General features: G+C 55.9%; 14 protein-coding genes. 2 read left to right on the forward strand and 12 right to left on the reverse strand.

From position 1 onward, the window contains the following. Positions 1-245 precede the first annotated feature (245 nt). The gene (locus HMPREF2609_RS09740) at positions 246-1,952 is read left to right on the forward strand and encodes an ABC transporter family substrate-binding protein (protein WP_070536643.1); all 1,707 of its coding nucleotides are present in this window, start codon (positions 246-248) and stop codon (positions 1,950-1,952) included. 111 nt (positions 1,953-2,063) lie between these two features. Here HMPREF2609_RS09740 and HMPREF2609_RS09745 read toward each other — a convergent pair whose 3' ends face one another. The 6 genes from HMPREF2609_RS09745 to HMPREF2609_RS11240 all read right to left on the reverse strand — a co-directional run bounded on the left by HMPREF2609_RS09745 (position 2,064) and on the right by HMPREF2609_RS11240 (position 13,266). Next, the gene (locus HMPREF2609_RS09745; protein ID WP_048780245.1) at positions 2,064-4,139 is read right to left on the reverse strand and encodes a glucose PTS transporter subunit IIA; all 2,076 of its coding nucleotides are present in this window, start codon (positions 4,137-4,139) and stop codon (positions 2,064-2,066) included. A 466-nt stretch (positions 4,140-4,605) separates the two neighbouring features. Next, a complete protein-coding gene (locus tag HMPREF2609_RS09750; RefSeq protein WP_210391469.1) occupies positions 4,606-7,164 on the reverse strand; it encodes an HAD-IC family P-type ATPase in 2,559 nt (852 codons plus the stop codon). 246 nt (positions 7,165-7,410) lie between these two features. Beyond that, on the reverse strand, positions 7,411-8,172 hold the full coding sequence (locus tag HMPREF2609_RS09755) for a heme ABC transporter ATP-binding protein (protein ID WP_070536645.1): 762 nt from the start codon (positions 8,170-8,172) through the stop codon (positions 7,411-7,413). Then, on the reverse strand, positions 8,172-9,257 hold the full coding sequence (locus HMPREF2609_RS09760; protein ID WP_048754548.1) for a FecCD family ABC transporter permease: 1,086 nt from the start codon (positions 9,255-9,257) through the stop codon (positions 8,172-8,174). Before HMPREF2609_RS09760 ends, HMPREF2609_RS09755 begins: the two co-directional genes overlap by 1 nt. A gap of 12 nt (positions 9,258-9,269) precedes the next feature. Next, a complete protein-coding gene (locus tag HMPREF2609_RS09765) occupies positions 9,270-10,454 on the reverse strand; it encodes a heme/hemin ABC transporter substrate-binding protein (RefSeq protein WP_070536647.1) in 1,185 nt (394 codons plus the stop codon). Between the two features lie 199 nt (positions 10,455-10,653). Continuing rightward, positions 10,654-13,266, reverse strand: coding sequence for an HtaA domain-containing protein (locus tag HMPREF2609_RS11240; RefSeq protein ID WP_070536649.1), 2,613 nt, complete (start codon positions 13,264-13,266; stop codon positions 10,654-10,656). Between the two features lie 203 nt (positions 13,267-13,469). Here HMPREF2609_RS11240 and HMPREF2609_RS09775 point away from each other — a divergent pair, with 203 nt between their 5' ends. Further along, positions 13,470-14,177 (forward strand): biliverdin-producing heme oxygenase, encoded by a 708-nt coding sequence (locus HMPREF2609_RS09775; protein WP_246825647.1) that lies wholly within the window; start codon positions 13,470-13,472, stop codon positions 14,175-14,177. A 261-nt stretch (positions 14,178-14,438) separates the two neighbouring features. Here HMPREF2609_RS09775 and HMPREF2609_RS09780 read toward each other — a convergent pair whose 3' ends face one another. From HMPREF2609_RS09780 to purS, 6 genes are all read right to left on the reverse strand, one after another. Beyond that, positions 14,439-15,650, reverse strand: a complete 1,212-nt coding sequence (locus tag HMPREF2609_RS09780; RefSeq protein WP_070536655.1) for a type II toxin-antitoxin system HipA family toxin — start codon at positions 15,648-15,650, stop codon at positions 14,439-14,441. After that, positions 15,650-15,859 (reverse strand): helix-turn-helix domain-containing protein, encoded by a 210-nt coding sequence (locus HMPREF2609_RS09785; RefSeq protein WP_070536657.1) that lies wholly within the window; start codon positions 15,857-15,859, stop codon positions 15,650-15,652. Before HMPREF2609_RS09785 ends, HMPREF2609_RS09780 begins: the two co-directional genes overlap by 1 nt. A 297-nt stretch (positions 15,860-16,156) precedes the next feature. Next, positions 16,157-17,482 carry a glycosyltransferase 87 family protein gene (locus HMPREF2609_RS09790; protein WP_246825648.1) on the reverse strand — a complete coding sequence of 442 codons (1,326 nt, stop codon included), beginning with the start codon at positions 17,480-17,482 and terminating at the stop codon, positions 16,157-16,159. Between the two features lie 217 nt (positions 17,483-17,699). Continuing rightward, positions 17,700-20,018, reverse strand: a complete 2,319-nt coding sequence (gene purL / locus HMPREF2609_RS09795) for a phosphoribosylformylglycinamidine synthase subunit PurL (protein WP_070536661.1) — start codon at positions 20,016-20,018, stop codon at positions 17,700-17,702. Between the two features lie 29 nt (positions 20,019-20,047). Next, on the reverse strand, positions 20,048-20,860 hold the full coding sequence (gene purQ, locus HMPREF2609_RS09800) for a phosphoribosylformylglycinamidine synthase subunit PurQ (protein WP_070536663.1): 813 nt from the start codon (positions 20,858-20,860) through the stop codon (positions 20,048-20,050). A gap of 4 nt (positions 20,861-20,864) precedes the next feature. Next, positions 20,865-21,116, reverse strand: coding sequence for a phosphoribosylformylglycinamidine synthase subunit PurS (purS, locus tag HMPREF2609_RS09805; RefSeq protein WP_004006543.1), 252 nt, complete (start codon positions 21,114-21,116; stop codon positions 20,865-20,867). Between the last annotated feature and the right edge of the window lie 797 nt (positions 21,117-21,913).

Raw genomic sequence — 21,913 nt, forward strand, 5'->3', positions numbered from 1 at the left:
CCAACCAGTGAAGGCAGTATATACCTCCGCCGCCGACAGCCACCGGCAAGATCAGCGTGGCGAAGATTAAAAGATGAAGGGTGTTGCGAAAGCTCATGAAACCGCGTGAAATAAGCTCAAAAGGCAGGATAGCCGGGATATAATTAAGCAGGGATGTTTCACTGTTGTGCATCCGGTATGTTTTACCCATCCACGGCGAACTAGCTCACCCGGCACAGATTCTCCCCGGAACCTCAGGAGCTTCGATGAAGAACGTATCTGTCACCCGCAGAACCCTGCTCACTGGTACTCTCGCGCTCTCAGGAATCAGCGTGCTAACCGCCTGCCAGGCTGGAACGAATGCTTCAGAACTGCCCGGCTCGGGCTGGGGAACAGACTCTCAAGAGGCAACAGCAACCAATCCGCGCGATAGAGCCGAGTTGAGCAAGGGTGGCAGCCTCAACCTGTCATATCCCGCTATCGGACCAAACTTCAACATCGCCTCCGAATCCGGGTACGGCATCTCAATGCTTACTATTCACGCGGCCGTGAACTCGGCGGCCGCCACCGGGGGATGGATAAGCGACTACGCCGGAAAACTCACCACCAACCCCGACTACGTTACCGAGTTCAAAGCCGAAACCGCGAACGGTTCACAAACCATCAGCATCAAGATCAACCCAAAAGCCACGTTCAATGATGGAACCCCTATCGACATTGAGGCACTGCGCACCACCTGGGAGATCCTGCGCGGCAAAGACGATGGTGGCAACGACTACCGAATACACGACGGGGGAGCCTGGAAACAGATAGCCTCCATCGAAGAAGCAGGCGACAAACACACCATCAGCATTACCATGAAAACCCCGTGGTACCCAGCCGATGGAAGCCTCTGCATCTTCCTGCACCCGGCGCTGAAAGACCCGGAGCTCTTCAACAACGGCTTTGATAAACCCCTTGATAAATACTGGGCAGGACCCTACAAAGTTCAAGAGTGGAATACCGCCGAAAGATACCTGAGAGTCGAGCGAAATCCAGCATGGTGGGGCACGCAGCCCCTTCTCGATACCATCACCTGGTACGAGATAGAAGACAGCGCCGAGGAACGCGCATCCTTCAAAACCGGAGAACTTGATGTTGTTAACGTGAGCACCGTGAGCGCCTACAACGACATCACGAGTGTTGCAGACATCGAAATTCGCCGCGGAATGGCGCTCTACGCGGGCGTTTTACAGCTCAACCCCCGCAAAGTTCCACTGCCCATACGCCAGGCCGTGGTTGCCGGAATCGACCGCAAACAGATTCAGCATATACGTTTCGGACAGCTTGGCTGGAAAGAAACCCTGCCCGGCTCGCTCTGCTTCCTGCCGCTCCAAAACGGGTACCGCAACAACTATCCCAGCAGATCAAGCATCGAAAACGCCGTCAAAATCCTTGAGAAAGCCGGATACACCCGCGCAGGTATCTACACTAAAGGCGAAGAAAAAGCAGCCCTGACCATCACCAACTTCACGACCGAGCCAACGGTGGCTTCCATGAGCAACTTCATGATGGAACAACTCAAGCGCATGGGGATCGACGCCAAAGTTGAAAACCGCCCAGCCAACGAATACAGCACTGCGCTCGCCGCTGGCGACTACGATGCGGTTTTCACCGGGTACAGCATCACCCCAACCCCCGTGGAGGCGGTTAACTACCTGTACGCTTCCGCCGCGGAACGCTGGAGCACCGAAGAAATCCGCAGCATGGCGGCGCAGATGCTGGGAACCGAGGATACACACCAGCAGCTGGAACGCGCCAACGCCATCGAACAGAAGCATCAGCAGGATGTTGCCACCTATATTCCGCTGTACAACGGGCCCAACTATCTTGCGGTGCGCAAAAAACTCGCCAACTATGGCCCCGCGCTCTTCGCAGCGCCCTACTACGACCCCAATGTGTGGATTAACGTGGGGTGGGAGAAAAAATCGTAGTATGAACCGGGGGCTTAAGAGACTCCGCCGCCATGACTAAACAATGGAAGAATACACAAAAGCCCCGCATGCAGTTCAACTGCACGCGGGGCTTTTGCCGCATCGGAAAACCTACTTGGTGGTCACCTTCAAAACGGTGGATGCATTATTTGCATTACCCACAACGCCCTCAACCGAGGCGAACTTGCGGGTATTGGTCACAATCACCGGAGTGATGAGCGGGTAACCAGCCTTCTTAATGACCGCAGGATCGAACTCGATCAGCGTATCGCCTGCGGCAACCTGATCGCCCTTCTTCACCTTGACGGTAAAGCCTTCACCATCGAGGTTCACAGTATCCAAACCGACGTGCACCAAAAGTTCCACGCCGTTATCCAACTTGAGGCCCACCGCGTGGCCGGAGGGGTAAGTAGCTGCGACTTTACCCGCTGCGGGTGCAACCACGGTGGTGCCGGTCGGCTCAACCGCAACACCCTCGCCGAGCTTACCGGCAGCGAAAATCGGGTCTGGAACCTCGGAAAGTGCCACGGCCTTACCCTCTAGAGGAGAAGCCACCTCAAGAACCGTACCTGCCTCTAGTGCGGGCGCTGCAGCGGTTGCAGCTGCGGATGCTGACCCGGCCTGATCGGCGGAATCTTTCTTCGCCGATGCGCTTGCCGCCGCATCCCGTGCGGAATCTGCAGGAGTATCGGCAGTCTTTGCTGCGTTCCTGGACTCATACCCGAAGAGCAGAACGCCCGTCATTGCACCACCGAACGCAATTGACAAGCCCAGAGCATACAGAGCGGAAGGCTGCATTGCGGGAATCGACAGGAGCGAGGTGAAGGCGAAAGCGTGCGACTTGACCCCCAGCAGTGAGATGGTGGCACCACCGGCCACAGCAGGTACCAGGATGAGGGGAATAACCCGCTTGTAGCGCAGAACCACACCGTAGAGAGAAGGCTCCGAAATACCACCGAGCAGACCGGACATAGAAGCACCCACCGCAGTCTGGCGAAGCTCCTTATTCCGTGAAGCCCTAATAGCAACACCGGTTACCGCGCCGAAGACGGCGAAGTTGTAAGCACCCATGGGGGACTGGATGAAGTCAGTACCCAGGGTCTGCAGGTTGTTAATCATCACGGCGTTCAGCGGCCAGTGCAGGCCCAACGGAACCATGAACAGGTACAGACCTGCGATTAGCGCACCCACAGCTCCCGGAGCTACATCGTTAACATTCTTCAGGAAGTCGGAGATACCCATAGCCACGCCAATACCGATGGGACCCACCACGAAAGCGGTTACGGGCACCAGAATAATAACGGACAGCATGGGGACGAAGACCATCTGCAGCATATTCGGAATGATCTTCTTCAACAGACGCTCCAGAGGCGCCAAGAGGGCAACCGCCAGCAGGGGCGGGAACACCTGACCGGTGTAATCGTAGGCGTACAGCGGCAGGTGCAGACCCATAATGGATACGTCAAGCATCTTAGTAGCCGGGTCAGCAAGTTTGGTGAGGCTCTGGAAGGTGCTGGTCATCAGCGCCGCCGGAATAGCAGCACCAACCCACATATTCGCGCCCAAACGCTTTGCGGCGGTTGCGCCAAGCATAATGGGCATGAAGTTCAGCACCGACAGAGCGGCAGCCTTGAGGATGTACCAGAAAGCGAACTGCTTCATCCATTCGGCTTCGAGTGCCTTACCGGCGGCTTCATCGGAAAGTCGCGGACCGTTCACAATATCGATGTTCACGCTCTGGCCGGTCAGGTCGGTGTATTGACCGAAGAAACCGAACTGCTGCAGGAACACGATCAGGGTCAGAATCATGGAGGTGCCCAACAGCGCCCACAGCAGGGGACGGAAGGAATCGGAGAGCACATCGAAGATATTGGTGAGCCAGCCAGCCTTCTTGCCCTCGGAAGCCTTCTTGGAACCAGCATTATCTTCGCCAAGGTTCGCCATGCCGGGCAGGGTCTGCATCTCGTTGTAGACCCCCTCAACACGGTCGCCGAGCACGACCTGAGTCTGACCGGACTGCTCAATGACCGAGAGCACCCCGGGGATGCTCTTAATCTGGTCCGTATTGACCTTGCTCCTGTCGGCGGGAGTTACGCGCAAACGGGTTGCGCAGTGCGTAAAGTGGGCGATATTCTCGGAACCGCCAAGTCCCGTCAGAATCTTCTCGCCAAGTTCGTGGTTTTTCACGTTGTTATCCTTGCACGGTGAATAGTGTGTTAGGGATGTTACCGGCGGCATCCTCAGAGCAAAACGCCCCGAGGGAAACAAAAAAAGACCCGAGCTGCATGCCGCCGTACCGTGATGCATTAAAGCATCGTGGGTATAACGATGAACCCTAGGGAATCTATTCCCTCAAGGGATTCAGCAACTCAGGTCTTGCCTGCCTTACCAGTAACAACCCTGTGTTCTATGGTTGTGTGATTCTAAGAATCACAATATCTGCATGTAACTTTAGGCGTAAACCTGCACGAGCGCAAGATGAGGTTTTGAAAGTTCAGAAAGTGTAAATTGTGCCGTTCAGGTATGCGGCGGTTTTTACGTTACGGCGAGGCAGAGCATCCGAAAGAGGTTAAACGCCGAACCGGTGCCGTTCATGAGATGTTACGGCACCGGTTCTTAGACGAGATTACTGAGGGGAAGATGCGATCTTGAGCTATTTCGTCGCGGAAGGGAAGAGGCTCAGTGAAGCCACCTCAAGCTCGGGGTAGCTGCGTTTCTGCCAGCGGCGACTACGATGCGCGTTCACCTCAATCAGCACCGCCCCTAAACCACCAGCTCCCACCGACAGCCACAACAATAGCGCCGACGGAGCCTCAAACTGGTGGTACCGCACCAAAACCGGAACCAATAACGCCGCAAAGAATACGGCAAGCAGCGCCCCAAACAGCAGGATACGTGCCTTGTTAAACGGCCTAGCCACTGCCGCAAGGTTCCACAATCCCATAATCACCAGGGTGATGAAAGAAGCAGTCTGCACCTGCCGCATATCGGTTCCCGGGAACACCAGAAGCGCCGCCAAATTCACGGTCAGAAGCATCGCCACCACGATAATAGAGTTCGGAATCGTGTAATTCAGCACGCGGCGCAAGAATCCGGGCACGTACCGGCGTGAGTTTGGCAGCAGCGCCAGCGCGAAAGAGGAAGCGCCCACAATCAGGAAATCTGCGGTCGAGTATTGGCGCGGTAAGAACGGGAAGATCAGCCCCATCAGACCAAAGGTCACACCCAGCAGGATCGCAAAGCCGGTCTTGGTCAGGAACAGGTTTGCCACCATTTCGATATTCGCAATCACCTGGCGGCCCTGTTCCAAGGCAGCGGGAAGCGAAGAGAACTTGCCGTCCAGAAGCACCAGGCGCGAGACGGCTTTCGTCGCGGGTGCAGCGTTACCCATTGCAATGCCGAGATTGGCGTGTTTGAGGGCGAGCGCATCGTTAATACCGTCGCCGGTCATTGCCACGACGTGTCCTTGCTCTTTGAGCGAGATCACCATGTTCTTCTTCTGCTCGGGCGAAACGCGACCGAAAATATTGTGGGTTGCGGCGGCTTCGGCGAGTTCGGGGCCGTCTTGCGGCAGGGTAGAGGCATCAATCGCGCCCGCAGAAATATCCATGCCGGCGGTCTTCGCAGCTGCCTGTACCGTGTACGGGTTATCGCCTGAGAACACCTTGAGGGTTACGCCCTGGCGATTGAAATAGTCCACGATTTCGGGGGCATCGGAACGTACATTTTCGCGGAAAATCACGAAGAGCACGGGGGTATGGTCGGCGGGGATGTGCTGCACCGGGTCTCCGTCATCGTTGCGTACCACGGCGGATGCATGCGCGAGTACCATCGTGCGCAGACCTAATGACGCGAGTTCACGGGCCCGCTCACGTTCCTCGGTGCCCTGGTTCAGCAGAGCCTCGGGAGCGCCGAGAAGCCAGGCTCCCGAAGACTTAAACTCGATAGCGCTAAAGCGTAACGCCGATGAGAACGGCACAATGCCGCTGATCTGCTCGGTGGGTGCCTGCTCGAACCCGCCGGTGAGTGCTGCTGCGGTCGGGTTCGCGTTTTCATCATGACCGAACCATGCCAACGCCTGGTCCCAGCCCTGCGGCAGGGATGCTCGCCACGCCTGATTTTCATCGGGTGCTTTTGCCTCGGCCGGAGTAGTCAGCGGACGTACCGAATCGAAAATCACGCCGCCCTCGGTCAGGGTGCCCGTCTTGTCGAAGCACACCGTATCCACGCGGGCGAGCACCTCAACGGCGGGCTGTTCCTGCACCAAAATATTGTGTTTACGTCCCAGAGCCACAGCCGCCGCCGCGAACGCCAAGGTTGTCATGAGCGCCAAACCCTGCGGAATCATAGATGCTACTGACGAAACTACCGCAATAGCAACGTTCTCCCAGAGACCGTCACGATTGACGATCTCAAGGCCGCCTGCCGCGCGCACCTGGCCCCACAGCACGATCGGGATAATGATGGCAAGGCCGAAGGTAATCCACCGCACCACGCGGTCGAGCGCATCGCGAAGCTCAGACTGGATGCGCGAGAACTGACGGGCCTCATCGGAAATTTTACTTGCACGGGACTCGGAGCCCACCGCCGAAAGCAGTACGCGCCCGGTGCCGCCGAGCACGCTCGATGCCGAAAGCACCATATCGCCCGGACGTTTCGGAATCGGGTCATTCTCGCCGGTCAGCAGGGATTCATCCAGCTCTAGCGAGTCGGAGGTGAGGACCACCGCATCCGCAGGAACCTGGTCGCCGCGTTTGAGCACTACCACATCGCCCTCAACCAGGGACTCCATAGGAACCTCGATCATAGCGCCATCGCGCACCGCCGTGATCGGGGATCGGTCAAGCAGAGAGATACGGTCGAGCTCAAGTTTAGCCTTGTACTCCTGCACAAAACCGATAATCACATTCGCCACCACGGCGAACAGAAAGAGCAAATCAGCCCAACGCTGGTATAGAATCACAACCAGACCGCACAGCCCAAGCACCAGGTTAAATACCGTAAATAGGTGTGCCCGCATAATGCTCCACAAGGTGCGGGAAGACTTATTATTCTGAGCATTGACCTTACCGGCGGCGGTGAGCTTGGCAACCTCATCGCTGCTGAGCCCGTGAACAGCAAGCTCTTGAGAACCGCTGTGTGCCTGAGCAGAATATTCGGGAACATAACCGGAGGCTTCAGACAGCATTGTCTTGTGCTGGTCAGAACTCATGGATGGGGTACTCTCCTTCGTGGGGTAGGGGAAGAGTAATATATACGGTTTGGGCTGCACCCGGGCGAGTTCAGACTTCTTATCACGAGAAGTAACCCTGCGCCGGGCATTACTTTATTCTAACAAGTAACCATGGCACAGGGCTTATATGCCGAACTGGGAATATACTGAGAATCCGTCGGATACCGGCATGAAATATTCAAGGTAGCAGCCCAGAAAAAGGACGACTCAAAGCACGGTGCCGCTCTATCGCCGCGGCAGAACCAGAGGCCGCTTCGTCACCGGATGCTCCAAAACCTCAATCGGATGCTGATACACACGGCTCAGCCGCTCCTCGGTACACACCTGAGCGGGGGTACCGTTGGCAGCCACACGGCCCTTATCCAGCAGCAAGATCCTATCCGAATACGCCGCCGCCACATCTAAATCATGCAGAACCGCCAACACCGCCGTGCCCTCAGCGGCAAGCTCCCGGCTCATCTGCAGAGTCTGTTCCTGATGTTTAATATCCAGCGCCGCCGTAGGCTCATCCAAGAGTATGAGGGGAGTCTGTTGCGCAAAAATACGGGCCAAATGCACACGCCCACTTTCGCCGCCCGAAAGGGTTGTCACATCGCGATTTGCCATCATCTCTGTATGCGTGCGTGCCATCATCTGCTCGATCACGGCGTCGTCCTCATGCGCACGCTCGGTACCGCGCCACGGGGTGCGCCCCATCGCCACTACCTCGTGTGCCAGGTACGAAAACGCCACCTGAGTTTTCTGCAGCAGCAGGGCACGCAGGCGCGCAAGCTCAAGATATGAATACTCACCCACCGGCTTATCCTTGAGCAGCACCGAACCGGAATCAGGCTTAATATCGCCTGCAATAACCCCCAAAATCGTGGACTTACCGGCACCATTGGGACCGATGAGCGACACAACCTCGCCCGCCCGAACCTCAAAAGAGACATCCTCTAAGATGCGCCGCCCGCCCACTGACAGCGACACCTCATCAACAATAAGCATTAAAGACCTCCCTTCCCCATCGAACGGCGCAGCAGGAAGAAGAACGTAGGGCCACCCACGAGCGCCGTAAAAATACCGATCGGCAGGTCAGAGACCGGAATGAGAGTGCGCGCCCCCAAATCGGAAAGCGCAATTAACAGCGCCCCGCCCAGCGCCGAAGCAGGCAGCAGCAAACGGTTAGACGGCCCCACAATAAGCCGAAGCAGATGCGGAATAATAAGCCCCACAAAGGCGATAATGCCCGCATGAGCCACCGCCGCACCCGTCAAAAGCGCCGTAGCAGCAATCGCAACACCGCGCAGACGCTCAACATTCACCCCGGAATGCTGTGCCGCGCGCTCGCCCAGCGCCAACAGATCAAGTTTGCGTGAAATCATCAAGCACATGATTAGCCCCGCTACGATCACGAACCACACGCTGGCAAGAGCCTTCCACGTAGACCCGTTGAGCGATCCCATCTGCCAGAAGACGATGCGGTCGCGGCTGACATTATCGGCCAGGTACAGGCAGAACGCGATTGCGGCGTTTGCCACCGCAGTTACCGCAATACCCGTCAAAATCATGGAGAGAACTTTCGCTCGACCTGAGGAACGCGAGAGAAAATAAACCAGTGCTGTTGCCGCGAGGGCACCGCCGAAGGCGAAAGCTGGAACCGTGTAAATATCGAAGAATTCGAGATTGAAAACGACCGCTACACATGCTCCCACCGCGGCGCCCGAAGACACACCGATAACCCCGGGCTCGGCCAGCGGGTTACCGAAAACCGCCTGCATGACCGCGCCCGAGCATCCCAGGGCAGCGCCCACGAGCAGCCCCAAAAGCACACGCGGAAAACGAATATTCCACAGGGTGCTGTCTTCAAGATAGGCGGTCGGATCCTTGGGAATCATACCCAAGCGGCGCCCCAGCGAAGCCACCACATGATCGGTCGGAATATTGTACTGACCCAACCCCGCCGACACCACGGTTATGACGATCAGGGCAATACTCAGAAAGCCAAAAGTTGCGAGAATACGGATGCGGCGTTTGCTGCGATAATCCGCGCTGCCGGGAGTCGCCGCATCAGTGCGGTTGGACGAATTCACAGGTAGAGCCTCTTAACGCTGGGGTGCGTAGATAGCGCGGGCTAGGGAAAGCAGAACGGCGGGGGTGTTCGGACCGTAGGATAGAATCTGCCCGTCGTTCATATCAACCACGCGCCTGCTCTTTCCCGCGTTCGTTTCGGCAACCCCCGGACGTGCCAAGAATCCATCCAAGCCGCCGGTAGATTCCACGCCGTGAGTCATAGTCAAAATGACATCCGGGTTCACCTTGACCAGCGCCTCGCTATTCGCAGGAACAATGTTGCGCGTTCCCTGCTCGGAAGCCACATCTCTGCCCTCAAGCGCGGCAATCAGATCATCCGCACCGGAACCCTTGCCGAGAATGAAGAATACCCCGGCATTACCACGCACGTACAGGAACGCCATCGACAATTTCTTATCGCCTTCAGGGGCAACTTCTTTGATGGTATTCAGGGCATAATCAAGGTCTTTCTGCACGCGCTCGGCAACCTTATCGCCCGCCTCCTGCACGCCTAAAGCCTGTGCCACAGCCTTGAGCTGGGGAATAATCTTATCCATGCGCCTCTCATGGTCGAACACCACCACAGTCACGCCCGCATCGCGCAGTTGTTCAACAACTTCTTCGGGACCATTGCTCTTATCCCAGAGCACAAGATCGGGGTTCGTCGCGAGAATCGCATCCGCGTTCAGGTCGTGGCCGTTCTGAGTGACGAGCGGCAGCTTCGCTAGCGAAGACTCGGTTGAAGACGTTACACGACCGACCAGACGATCACCCAAACCCAGCGAGATGACCTCTTGCGCGAGAGTGCCGTACAGATCAAGAGCCAGGATGCGGTTCGCCGACTTAACAGTCACCTCATCGCCCTTGAAATCCTTGAAAGTCACGGGAAGCTGCGGGGTGGGAGTCTCAACCATCGGCTGAACTTCGGGGGTGTTCTTCGCGCTGCTGGGACCCGTCAGCGATTTCGGATCGGAAGAAACATTGCTCTTGAGCTCCTGCGCAAGGTTCTCAAGCTCAGACTTGGTGGTCTGTTCATCAACCACGGAGTGCGAGGATGCGCTCGTGTTGTCCGAATTTTGGGTGCCGATGCCGCATCCGGAGATAAAAAACATGGATGCCGCTAATAGCGCGGCGGTAACCTTCTGCGATGCGCTCGCTCTGCCGTGCCGGTGTTTGGGGCGTGTTGTTGCGCCGGGGTGTGAGAGACGAAAAGCCATATGAAGAGTTCCTATCGGCTAAAACTGTGAGTGTATGTATTCGTGATGAGAGCGTGTGCTTAGGGTGAGGGTGCGGGCAGTCGATACTACCCGCACCCTGGCGCATCCGGTGAGTTATGAGGTGCGGATGCTGCACCGAGGAATAAACCCGAGCCTAAGAACCGCCGCATATGCCGGTATTTATAGGCTGATCTTAGGTTTATTCGGAGCGCTCAGACATCCTGGAGGACTTGCGACGGCGCGTGTACAGTACGGCACCAATACCGGCGACCAGAGAGGCCAGACCACTAGCAACCCCAGCCTCTACACCGCTGGCACCGGTATGCGCCAGACGACCATGAGAGCCGCGTGCGTTGAGAGATTCGCATCCCTGACCCTGATATACGGTTTCGGTCACAGTTTGGGTGGTCTGGGTTTTGGCGGTGTTGCCCGCGGGTTGTGTACCCGAAAGCGACGCTGAGAAGCTCAGCGGAGCCATATCCTTACCCGCCTCGTAGAAACCTGCAAACGCTTTAGCACCCTCAGCGGTAATGGTAGTGCCCGCACCGCTGATGGAAATTTTATCGCCAGAGACCTGCAAACCGCTCACATCAACGTTGAGCAGAGCAACTTCACCGTAATTCTGTGATTTGCCGTCCATATCGTTGCCGACCACCGTTGCGTAGAGAACTGCGGTCTTGCCGTTGATCTCCAGACGCGGGTTTGAGATGGTGGTGTCCAGAATTCCATGGTGTCCGGTGAAATGCACCGAACCGGTGAAGGAAATCGAGCCCTTACCATCTTTGAAGGAACCCGTACCCTTCGCCCACTGGAAGGCATTATTGGAATAGGTGGTACCGTTCAGATCCCAGCTGCCGTTAGCGATGCCGCCGCGAATGTAGTTGCGGAAGGAATCGCGCACACCCCACCCGAGGTCTGCGCTGGCAACCTTACCATCTGCGGATGCGGCCGGTGCATTCTTTGCAGCCTTAACGGGAACCTGCTTGGTCACGGTCACCGGGGTGCAGACGGGCTGGGCGGGGTTCTTCGAGACGCTGCTGAAGGAGCCACTCTTACCGCCATTCGGGTGTGCAGCCGGGGTGGAGCCGTTATGGGAATGGGAGGCATTGTCGCCGCCATTGTTCACGGAACCGCCAAAGTTCGTGCCACCAATACCCGCGTTTGCGTTATTGCCCAGGTTCGCCGAACCGCTGCCGGTGTTAGAACCCTTAACCGTGGTGTCGGTAACCTTGTTTTCCACCAGCTGAGAACCGAGTTTTGCGCTGAAGGAGAGCGGAGCCATAATGCGCTTGTCGGCGTCATTGTACTGCCCGGCGAAGATCGCCTCGGACCCCTCGACGGTAACGGTAACGGCTGCATTCTTAGCCGAGAGCACGTTATTTTCTAAGGTTGCACCGCTCAAATCGACCTCGGCGAGTACAAGATCTTTGAAGGTGCGGTTTTCGCCCTGCATGTTGAGCGCTTCGGCGTCGACAACCAGGTAGCCCCTGCCCTCTTTGATGACTAGGCGAGTGTTCTCGAAGCTGCTGTTGAGCTGGCCGTGATGCCCGCTAATATGCACCTTGCCCGCGAAGTTGATCTGACCGGTCTTCGTTGCCTCATCGTACGAGCCGGATGCGCTGGTAAAGTCCAGCCCGCCCGCCGCATTCTTCGACAGACCCTCGACGGTGATGTTACCGCGCGCAATGGTGTTGAGGTAGTGCAGGAAGGAATCACGAATATTCCAGGTCAGGTTGCCGGATTCAATAATGTGCCCTTGACCTTTCGGCACGTCGGTTCTCGGCGCTGCATCGGTAGCCGGAGGCTGAGCCGGTGCGGGCTTAGCGGCTTCCGTGCTTTGTGAGGGCTGCGGTGCCGGTTGAGAGCTGGGTGCTTCGCTGGGCTTTGAAGGGTTTGAGGCAGGTGCCTCAGAAGTCTGAGAGGGCTGTGGTGCCGGAGCTTCGGAACTCTGTGAGGGCTGCGGTGCCGGTGTTTCAGCAGGTTTACTCTGCTCTGGCGCAGGCTGAGATGGCTCAGGAGTAGGATCGGCAGGCTTACTCGGTTCTGGTGCAGGCTGCTCGGGTTGAGTAGGCTCAGGTGCAGGCTGAGTCGGTTCCGGGGTCGGATCAGTAGGTTTCTCCGGTGCCGATGCCTGCTTGGTAACGAGCTTCGCGGAGAATGCCAGCGCATCCAGCTCTTGCCCCGCCTGATAGAACCCGGCAAACACCGAAGTTGCTTCTGCGCTGAGTTTCACCTTGGTGGCATCAGATGCTGCCAAGGTCAGCTGCCCACCTTCGTTTTTCAGGGAGGAAGCATCGAAAGTACCAATCAGCGTGTGACCGTGCTGTACGGGCGGGTTCGGGGTGGTGTTGCCGTTATAGGGGCGTTCGCTGATATTTGCGTATAGGCTGCCTTGCCCGTCTTTGATGACAAGTTCTAAGTCGCTGATAGTTACTTCGAGCACGCCGTGGTGCCCGGTGTACTTCACGCTGGAACCGGTGAATTTAACGTGGTATGAACCGTCTGCCTCGACGGTACCTTCAGCGGCGGTGAAGTGATAAGAACCATCCGCGTTGGAGGTAGCACCGGTTAGTTCCTGCGAACCACCAGCGACAGGACCGGTGATGTATCTGCGGAATGAGGATTTGACGCCCCAATCTACGGATGCATCCTGCAGGCTTTGTGATGCGGCAGCTGGCGCCTGCTCAGAGACGATCTGCGCGGTCGGTGCGGGTTGGTTCGCTAGGGCGGGGGTGGCGGCGATGCCACTGAGGCCAACGGCGGCAGACGCTAGAAACGCCCATGAGCGCTTCGCGTTATGCGACATAGACATGTGTGTCCTCTATTCGTGGTTTTAGTAATGAGCAGTTTTAGTCTAGACCTATTAGCTAAGACTTGTGTAGCTTAATTGTAGTACTTTGCTTCATGATGAGGTTACCCTTAATAAAATTTTTTGGCATCGGTGTTGCAAAACCAAAAATTTAGTGACACTATGTCATTTATTGATTTGGTGACACAGTGTCATCAAAAATATTCATGACTCTCAACTCATTCAGGAGGCGTTCCATGACCGCCATTATTACCCCCGAAACCACCTCTCCCGATGCTGCCGACCAGCGGTTTTCGGCCCGGCTAAAAGCGAGTACCAAGCGCGTGCATGACAATGCCGAGCACTCTACCTTTATGGAAGATTTGATGGGCGGAAGACTCGATACTTCCGCGTATTTACGCCTCATCAACCAGTACACCTATATCTATGAGGCGCTGGAGGAAATCTCTCGGAATCTGCGTGAATCCGGTAACTCGCTGACCGATCCTTTCACTCTGGAAGGGCTGGATCGTACCGCCGCGATTCACCATGATATTCGTGCTCTAGGGCAGACCGAGATTGATGCCCCACTGCCGGCAACTATCGAATATGTGGCGCGTATTAAGGCGACCGCGCAGGCTCCCGAGCGGTTCTTGGCGCATCATTATTTGCGCTATCTGGGAGATCTCTCGGGTGGGCAGGCGGTGGCGGCTCTGGTGGCGCGCCATTACGGTATTGCGCGGGATGCTCTGACCATGTACTCGTTCCCTCAGCTTCCCAAGCCGAAGGTCTTCAAGGATGGATACCGGGAGCTTCTTGATCGCGCTCCTTTGAGTGAAGAGCAGCGTGAAGCCCTGATTGACGAGGCTATGGAAGGGTTTCGTATTAATGCCGCGCTCTTTGCCCAATTAGGTGAGCAGGATGGCTGTCTGTAAGCGTCTCGATAGATGTTCAAAGTTCGCGTTTGAGGTATATCGGGACCATTTGTGACAGATTGTTACACCTGTGTAGACAGCGCCTCAGAGTGTTTATTATCACTGAAAAATATACGTAAATAACCGTTATATGACACTTACAGGGCAGATTTAGACACGCGCTTAGGCAATTCATCCTGTGACGCAGACATATAAGGATGCGGTGGTTCCCCAGAGGGGCAAACCACCGCATCCTCCGTTACAGAGGCAGTATCTCTCACGTTAGGGAAGAAGCGACAGCCTTCGGTTCTTCAAAACTTTTGTCAGCTGTTTCAGGCGATGGGAATCGAAGGGCAGCTCTTCCTGAGCCTGTTCCAGCATGCTCTCGGTAGCGGAAAGAACCTCGCGAAGTACTCGGTCAGCAATTTTGGCAGATATTCCTAGTTCATGAGCAAATTCAAGGAACTTGCGGCGTGATAGCCCATCACGTTTACCGCTGAGAAGAATCGCCATGTTTTTATCCCCATAAGGTGCCGTAGACGGAATGTCGTAGATGGGCGAGAGCTCGTATTGTCCTTTACGGTTTTCTACGATTGACAGATTTTTAGCGTGTAAATCCCCATTTCCGGTAAGCCATGCGTAGACAAACTGCCGAAAAATTTCGGGGGCGGCAAGGCGGGTCGAAAAGACCTGTCGAAGAATGACATGGGCACATTGCTCAGCCGTCAGATTATACTTATCCGCCGGATAGCGGTTATTGAGTTGGCATGCGTCTTCAACGGCAAGGCGGTGGGCCATTCCATGCTCATCTACATAACGGTCAAAACGACGGATAAGGAGCCCGGGGCGCCCAGTAGCATCATGTACAAGACGGTGAGAAACGACTCCGGGTGATGCATGTATTCCGTGGGCTATCGTGAGAAAAAATGCTTCATTTTCCACTACGTGCGGGTACTCGGGAGGAGAGACTTTAAGAAGATAAAAATCTTCGTTACTTTGCAGCGGGATCGTAAGCATTTTTCCTGAAACTTTATCCTGAACGCCCGGTATAGAGACAGGGTCTATAACGCTTTGCTGAGTGATAATTTCTGAAAACCTAATGTTGTGGAAGTTTTGGCCCTGGATAATGTCATGCCCATCGGGGACGACAAGCTGGGCGGGCTGGTCACCATGAGGTACCACCTGCACATCCCCAACAGTATCGGCTCCTACTGCAATCAACATGCGGAGCTCGTCGTCCGAAGACACTTTGAGATGCTGGCGCAGTCCGGTAAGCCGACGGCCCTCAGGAAGAAGACCTGTAAAGAATGGTGGTAACGCACCACTCCCGTACAGGTATGCTTCCGCGCGTATGGGGAGGGTAGAGGATATAGGTTTGCCGTCGGACTCTATGTAGTTTTCGGCATATGTGTACGCTGTATCGCCGTGGTCTGTTCGGGAAAGATAGCCAGCGATGTTCCCCTTTTTATAGACGTCTGCAAGGATTTCATGCATTAGCGCTCCCGAGGGATGAGATCGATGCCGAGGGTGTCGAGTACGGCGGTTACTTTGTCAAAGCCGATAGACTCGCGCCCTTTTTCGAGATCGCGGATCGTGCGCTCCGAGACTCCGGCAAGAAGCCCCAAATACTCCTGCGTAATCCGAAGTTCGCGGCGATGCTCGCGAACGATCTGGGCGAGCGAGCCCTTTAAGTCCCGTGGCACGAGCGCATCCTTTCTATGAGTCTGAAACCCTATAGATCGGCAAAATAATTCCGAATTCATGCCATTATGGCATGAAAGTTGGTGAAAACACTATATTTCGGCAATATTTTACCGATCTACGTAGTTTTAGGGGGCGGAGGGAGGAAAAAATCGTGCTTTTCGGCAGAATATTTCCGATTTTTAGGCTTCCTGATAGCCGTCATGCGGATGCGGTGGTTCCTCAGAGAGAAAGCCACCGCATCCTTTGTTACCGCCGTATGCGCGTTTTAACTCAACTGCACATGACACTACCTGCTGCTACGCGGCCTGGGGCTCGGGTTTAGGACCCGCCGTGACCGCGCGATCGCGATTCTGCGCTATGCGCACGGCCGGTGTGAGCGCCGAACCTGCCCAAAGAGCCATGACCGCATAGAGACACAGGATCGGCACGGTCGAAAACAACAAGGCATACTGCGCAAGATGGTTGAGACTGTTGAATCCGCCACCGATGGCGGCACCCAGCCACATAGGCGAAATATATAGACCGATAAACGCCACCCACGTCAAAACACGTGCGGTACCGGATAACCAGGCGGGCAGGTGCGCAAAAAACAGGGGGAAAGCGTCAAGAATAAGCGTCATGATAATCAGCGGGAACATGACGTTATGATGCGACCAGCTGATGGGGGAGATGCTCACCATCAAAAACCCGCCGACCGCCACCTGAGATAGCACAAGATTACGGCGAATAAGCTGGCGCAGAAGCACCGCACAGAGACCGATCGTAGCAAGCGCAAGAGCGTAATATACAGGCCTCAGAGTGGGCTCGCGCAGACCCAGGTGCATCAGCCAGCCTTGAATCGAAATATTATCGGCGAAGTTAATACCTCCAACACGGCCGGAATCCGAAACGGCGCTCGTCCAGAACGTAACTGCCTGCTGCGGAAGGAAGATAAACCCAAGAAGAATGGTCGTGCCGAAAGAAGCGCCTAGGGTAAGGATGCCGCGCCAGTCTTTGCGCATGAGCAGAATAAGGCCGAAGGCAAGCGGGGTGAGCTTAATACCGCCCGCGATGCCGATAAGCGCACCCCGGGGAATGCGGGTTGCCGGTCGTATAAAATCGGCAAGCACCAGCGTAAGGATGATGGGGTTGATTTGTATCAGCGAGAGCCCGCGCCGCCATGGCCCGGTCATAATAATGATGAACGTGAGAGCAGCGATGATGCCGTATGTGCCGAGTCTCTCCTGGAAAGGGATGCTGTAGCCGCGGTCGGCGGCATAGTTATAGATAAGGGTTGCCAGCCACCATGCAACACCGATGCTGATCGCATACATGATGGCGATACCCACCCACGCGGGCAGAAAAGCGAACGGTAAGAACACGAGCGCGGCAAAAGGTGGGTAGGTGAAGGGCAACCTAAAGTCGCCGTACTCCAGGAGATTGCGGGCGTAGAGATCTTTGTGCATGCCGTCGTTATCGAAGATGGTCATGGCACCGAAACGGTAGACATTGAAGTCTAGTCCGCCCGTGAACTCGATATAGATAAGCCAACCGATAACAAAGAGAGCAAATGCCGCGAGCGTTATTCTGCCCGCTTTAGGTATGTCTGGCGTAAAGACCTGCACGGATGGTGCTGCGGTCATGGTGATCTTTCTGTTGTGTCTGTGCATTTTTTTGGATGCGGTTCGGCGGGGCGAATGTGTTATCGGTGTGAACGGTTTATGTAACCCATCCTCCAGTCTAGCGTGTGAAAGCGCAGGTGGGGAGTGCCTTGAGGCAGAAAAAGGCTCTTGATGTGAAGAAAGCGTTGGAAACTCCGCTTTATTCACATCAAGAGCCTAGCTGTGCCGATAGAGGGATCTAGCCCTGCGCCACCTCACCAAAGTGAGCTGCCATGGTGCCTTCGTGAGCGGCACGCAGGTCATCAAGGTTGATGGAGACCTCGTCCTGGAAGTCCAGCGCGTTCGAGAGCGCATCCACTACGCCGATGCGCGCGAACGGGAACTGCCGGGCGGTGCACATATCCTTGAAACGCACCTCCTCAGAACGCGGGACGGAAACCACCACGCGACCTAAGGATTCCGAGAACAGCAGGGTGAACAGGTCGAGCCCGTCGCGTTCGGCAACTTCGCCCAGCCCGATGCGCGCCCCGGTGTTGAAACGCAGGCAGGCTTCCGCGAGTGCTGCGGCAAGGCCACCGGCGGCAACGTCATGTGCCGCATCGATCATGCCGTCACGCGACATATTTACGAGCATATCGCCAAGCTGACGTTCAACCGCCAGATCAACCTTCGGGGGCAGACCACCCAAGTGCCCCTTGAAACGCGCCCATTCTGAACCGTCTAGCTCGTCACGCGTAGTACCCAGCAGGTAGATAGCCTGACCATCGTGTTCCGGCGCCCAACCCGAGGGGGTGCGCCGGGTAACGTCGTCCATGACGCCCATCATCGCGACCACGGGGGTCGGATTAATGGCCTTACCGCCGGTCTGGTTGTACAGCGAAACATTGCCGCCGGTGACCGGAACACCCAGCTCCATGCAGCCGTCGGCAAGACCTCGCACGGCTTCGGCAAACTGCCACATGACGTCTGGATCTTCGGGGGAACCGAAGTTCAAGCAGTCCGAAACCGCGACCGGGCGGGCACCCACGGTTGCCACGTTGCGGTAGGCCTCCGCCAGGGATGCCCGCGCGCCCTCATACGGGTCAAGGTAGGTAAAACGTGGTGATGCGTCAGTCGCCAGCGCGACCCCCAGGTTGGTGTTCTCGTCCACACGCACCACGCCCGAATCGTCCGGCATAGAGAGGGCTGTGTTGCCCTGCACGTAGCGGTCGTATTGATTGGTGATCCAGGACTTGGAGCACATATTCGGAGATGCCATGAAAGCCTTGATAGCCTCGCCCAGCTGTTCGCCGCGCGGGCGCGCATCGTCGGCAGTGGAGCCTGTGAAATGGTCTGCCTGGAGTGCATCTTGACCAGCCGGGCGCGCATAGGGACGCTCATAGGTGGGGCCGTCGTGCGCCACGGTACGCGGGTCTACATCAACGATCACCTGGCCGTCCCATTCAATGGTTAGGCGACCGGTATCGGTCACCTCGCCCAAGAAGGAGTACTCCACGCCCCATTTCTTCATAATCGCCTCAAAACGCTCGACGTTCTCGGGCGAAACGACCGCCATCATGCGTTCCTGCGATTCCGACATCAGAATTTCGCCGGGGGTTAAGGTGGGGTCGCGCAAGAGTACTTTGGTGAGGTCTACATGCATGCCGCCCTCGCCGTTGGAGGCGAGCTCACTGGTTGCACAGGAAATACCGGCAGCACCGAGATCCTGAATGCCTTCGACCACGGAACCCTTGAAGAGTTCCAGGCAGCATTCGATCAGAACCTTCTCGGCGAAGGGATCGCCTACCTGCACTGCGGGTCGCTTGGAGGGCTTGGTATCGTCAAAGGACTCTGAAGCCAGTACGGATGCGCCGCCAATACCGTCGCCGCCAGTGCGTGCCCCGAAGAGCACTACCTGATTGCCCACGCCGGATGCGTTTGCCAGGCGAATATCTTCGTGGCGCATAATACCGACTGCCAGGGCATTGACAAGGGGGTTTGCCTGGTAGCAGGCGTCAAATTCGGTCTCGCCGCCAATATTGGGCAGCCCCAGAGAGTTACCGTAGCCGCCGATGCCCGCAACCACACCGCCAACCACGCGGGCGGTATCCGGGTGGTCGATAGCGCCAAAGCGCAGCGGATCCATAACCGCGATCGGGCGTGCACCCATCGAAATAATGTCACGCACAATACCGCCCACGCCGGTTGCCGCACCTTGATAAGGCTCAACATAGGAGGGGTGGTTGTGTGACTCGATCTTGAAGGTTACCGCCCACCCGTCGCCGATATCGGTTACACCAGCGTTCTCGCCGATGCCGACCATCAGGTCTTTTTTCATCTCGTCGGTGACTTTGGCGCCGAATTGCTTCAGGTGTACTTTCGAGGATTTGTAGGAGCAATGCTCGGACCACATGACTGAGTACATGGCCAGCTCGGCCGCGGTCGGGCGGCGGCCCAGAATCTTCTTGATGTCTTCGAACTCGTTTTCCTTTAACCCCAGCTCTGCCCAGGGGAGTTCAGTATCGGGGGTTTCCGCCGCATGCTCGACGGTATCGAGGTTAAACTGCTTCTCGCTCATCGCTTGTGTCTATCCTTGTCGTCGTGCGTCTAGCGGGCGTTGATCAGGTTGGAAAGAACGGAGGTGAAGACGCCCAAGCCGTCGGCACCGCCTCGTAGTGAAACATCACCGAATCCGGAGGATGAGGGACCAAAACCGGGCTCAACCGCGTGTTCTGGGTGGGGCATCAGACCGACGACGTTTCCGCGTTCGTTGCTGATACCGGCAATATCGTGGCGTGAACCGTTCGGGTTGAAACTCACGTATCGGAACACGACACGATTCTCGGCTTCGAGCGCCTCTAGGGTTTTGGCGTCCGCCACGTATTGACCGTCCTGGTTCTTGAGCGGAACCACAATCTCTTGCCCAGGTTCGTAAGATCCGGTCCATGAGGTGGCGTTATTTTCGATGCGCAGGGTTTGGTCACGGCAAATGAACTTGCGGTGATCGTTCTTAATCATGGAACCGGGGAGCAGATGCGACTCGGTAAGAATCTGAAAACCATTGCAGATGCCCAGCACCGGCAGGGGAACAGAGCCCGATGTTCCCGCTGCATTTGCTGCTGCGATGACCGAATGCATGACGGGTGCTTTCGCTGCGATAGCGCCCGCACGCAGATAGTCGCCGTAGGAGAAACCGCCGGGAATAATGACGGCATCAACGTTTTTGAGGTCTTCCTCGTCGTGCCAAAGTTCGACGACGGTTCCGCCCGCTAACCGTACTGCACGCGCCGCATCGCGGTCATCAAGGGTGCCGGGGAAAGTAATAACTCCGATGCGCGCATCAGCAAAGTCGGGGTTGGGTGCCGAGACGCTGAAGTCGCCAACAAGGGGAACTTCGTGTGCTGCGAGTGATTCTGCCATGCTCTTAGTCCTCCAGAACCGAGACGTTCACAACGTCTTCGATGACGGGGTTTGAGAGTAGCTCTTCTGCCGCTTGGCGTGCCTGCGCAAGATGCTCTTCGGTAGCTTCGCCTTCGACGGTCAGCTCAAAACGCTTGCCTTGGCGAACGTCGGTGAAGGAATTTAGACCGATACGGGGCAGCTCGTGAGCGATAGCTTTACCCTGTGGGTCAAGAATTTCGGGCTTGAGCATAACATCAACAACAATACGGGCCATGTGCGGGCACTCCTTGGGTGCATGAGTTCTGATTGAGCCGTCTTAATGTTACCGCAAACACGCTTCTTGACGCCCGCTCGGCGAGCGAATTTTGACCGCAGTATTCAGTGAAAGAGCGGCGGGTACGGGAACGTGAAACTAGATGTGCAGAAATATGAAGATACCCATGGTGAGCTATGCCTTACCAAGAAGAAAGTGTGGAATCAAAACTCCTTGTAGAAAAGCGTAATAATTCTTCTCAAAAATCGTTCTCTGTGAGCGAACATCGGAATTTTGAAGTCTCTAGCAGGTGATGTTTCAGAATTGCGGATTAAAGAATAATTTTGGAGATTATGCATATCAGGATGCGCGCCTCAGCTAGTTTTCAAGCGTCGTGTCAATGTTTAAAGTATGCTTGAGTGGTAAACTAATCTTAAAGTTGTTGATTTCACATAAACTATTTACATGTAAATTATAAAAACCAATCTCGCATGCTGTATAGTATATTTCCGTTGTAAACTTTTGCTCCATAAAAGTGACATCAACGATTCATTTTGCTCACATTTTGTTTAAAGTGATTATGTTCACAGAGAATATATGATTACAAATTCTCTAAGAACGTGTATGATGTCGCGCCAGTTTTCAAGCGGCGCCTCATCGCACTCCTGTCATCACCACTGGCAGAAAACAAAACGGGCAAACCCTGAGCTGCATCAACCGCGTAACCACCGTGGCTTGAAAAGGCATAGCGCGCGGCTATGTTAATTCACTCCGTTCCACCGAGCGGAATGAGCCATCATTTCCGGGGTGGGCGGTGA

The sequence above is a fragment of the Rothia sp. HMSC058E10 genome (assembly GCF_001809415.1).
GTDB classification, from domain to species: Bacteria; Actinomycetota; Actinomycetes; order Actinomycetales; family Micrococcaceae; genus Rothia; species Rothia dentocariosa.

Bases quoted from the DNA above. Each gene is read 5' to 3' on its own strand.
- purL (WP_070536661.1), bottom strand. From the start codon at position 20,018: ATGAGCGAGAAGCAGTTTAACCTCGATACCGTCGAGCATGCGGCGGAA.
- HMPREF2609_RS09775 (WP_246825647.1), top strand. From the start codon at position 13,470: ATGACTCTCAACTCATTCAGGAGGCGTTCCATGACCGCCATTATTACC.
- HMPREF2609_RS11240 (WP_070536649.1), bottom strand. From the start codon at position 13,266: ATGTCTATGTCGCATAACGCGAAGCGCTCATGGGCGTTTCTAGCGTCT.
- HMPREF2609_RS09755 (WP_070536645.1), bottom strand. From the start codon at position 8,172: ATGCTTATTGTTGATGAGGTGTCGCTGTCAGTGGGCGGGCGGCGCATC.
- HMPREF2609_RS09740 (WP_070536643.1), top strand. From the start codon at position 246: ATGAAGAACGTATCTGTCACCCGCAGAACCCTGCTCACTGGTACTCTC.
- HMPREF2609_RS09765 (WP_070536647.1), bottom strand. From the start codon at position 10,454: ATGGCTTTTCGTCTCTCACACCCCGGCGCAACAACACGCCCCAAACAC.
- HMPREF2609_RS09790 (WP_246825648.1), bottom strand. From the start codon at position 17,482: ATGACCGCAGCACCATCCGTGCAGGTCTTTACGCCAGACATACCTAAA.
- HMPREF2609_RS09750 (WP_210391469.1), bottom strand. From the start codon at position 7,164: ATGAGTTCTGACCAGCACAAGACAATGCTGTCTGAAGCCTCCGGTTAT.
- purQ (WP_070536663.1), bottom strand. From the start codon at position 20,860: ATGGCAGAATCACTCGCAGCACACGAAGTTCCCCTTGTTGGCGACTTC.
- HMPREF2609_RS09780 (WP_070536655.1), bottom strand. From the start codon at position 15,650: ATGCATGAAATCCTTGCAGACGTCTATAAAAAGGGGAACATCGCTGGC.
- purS (WP_004006543.1), bottom strand. From the start codon at position 21,116: ATGGCCCGTATTGTTGTTGATGTTATGCTCAAGCCCGAAATTCTTGAC.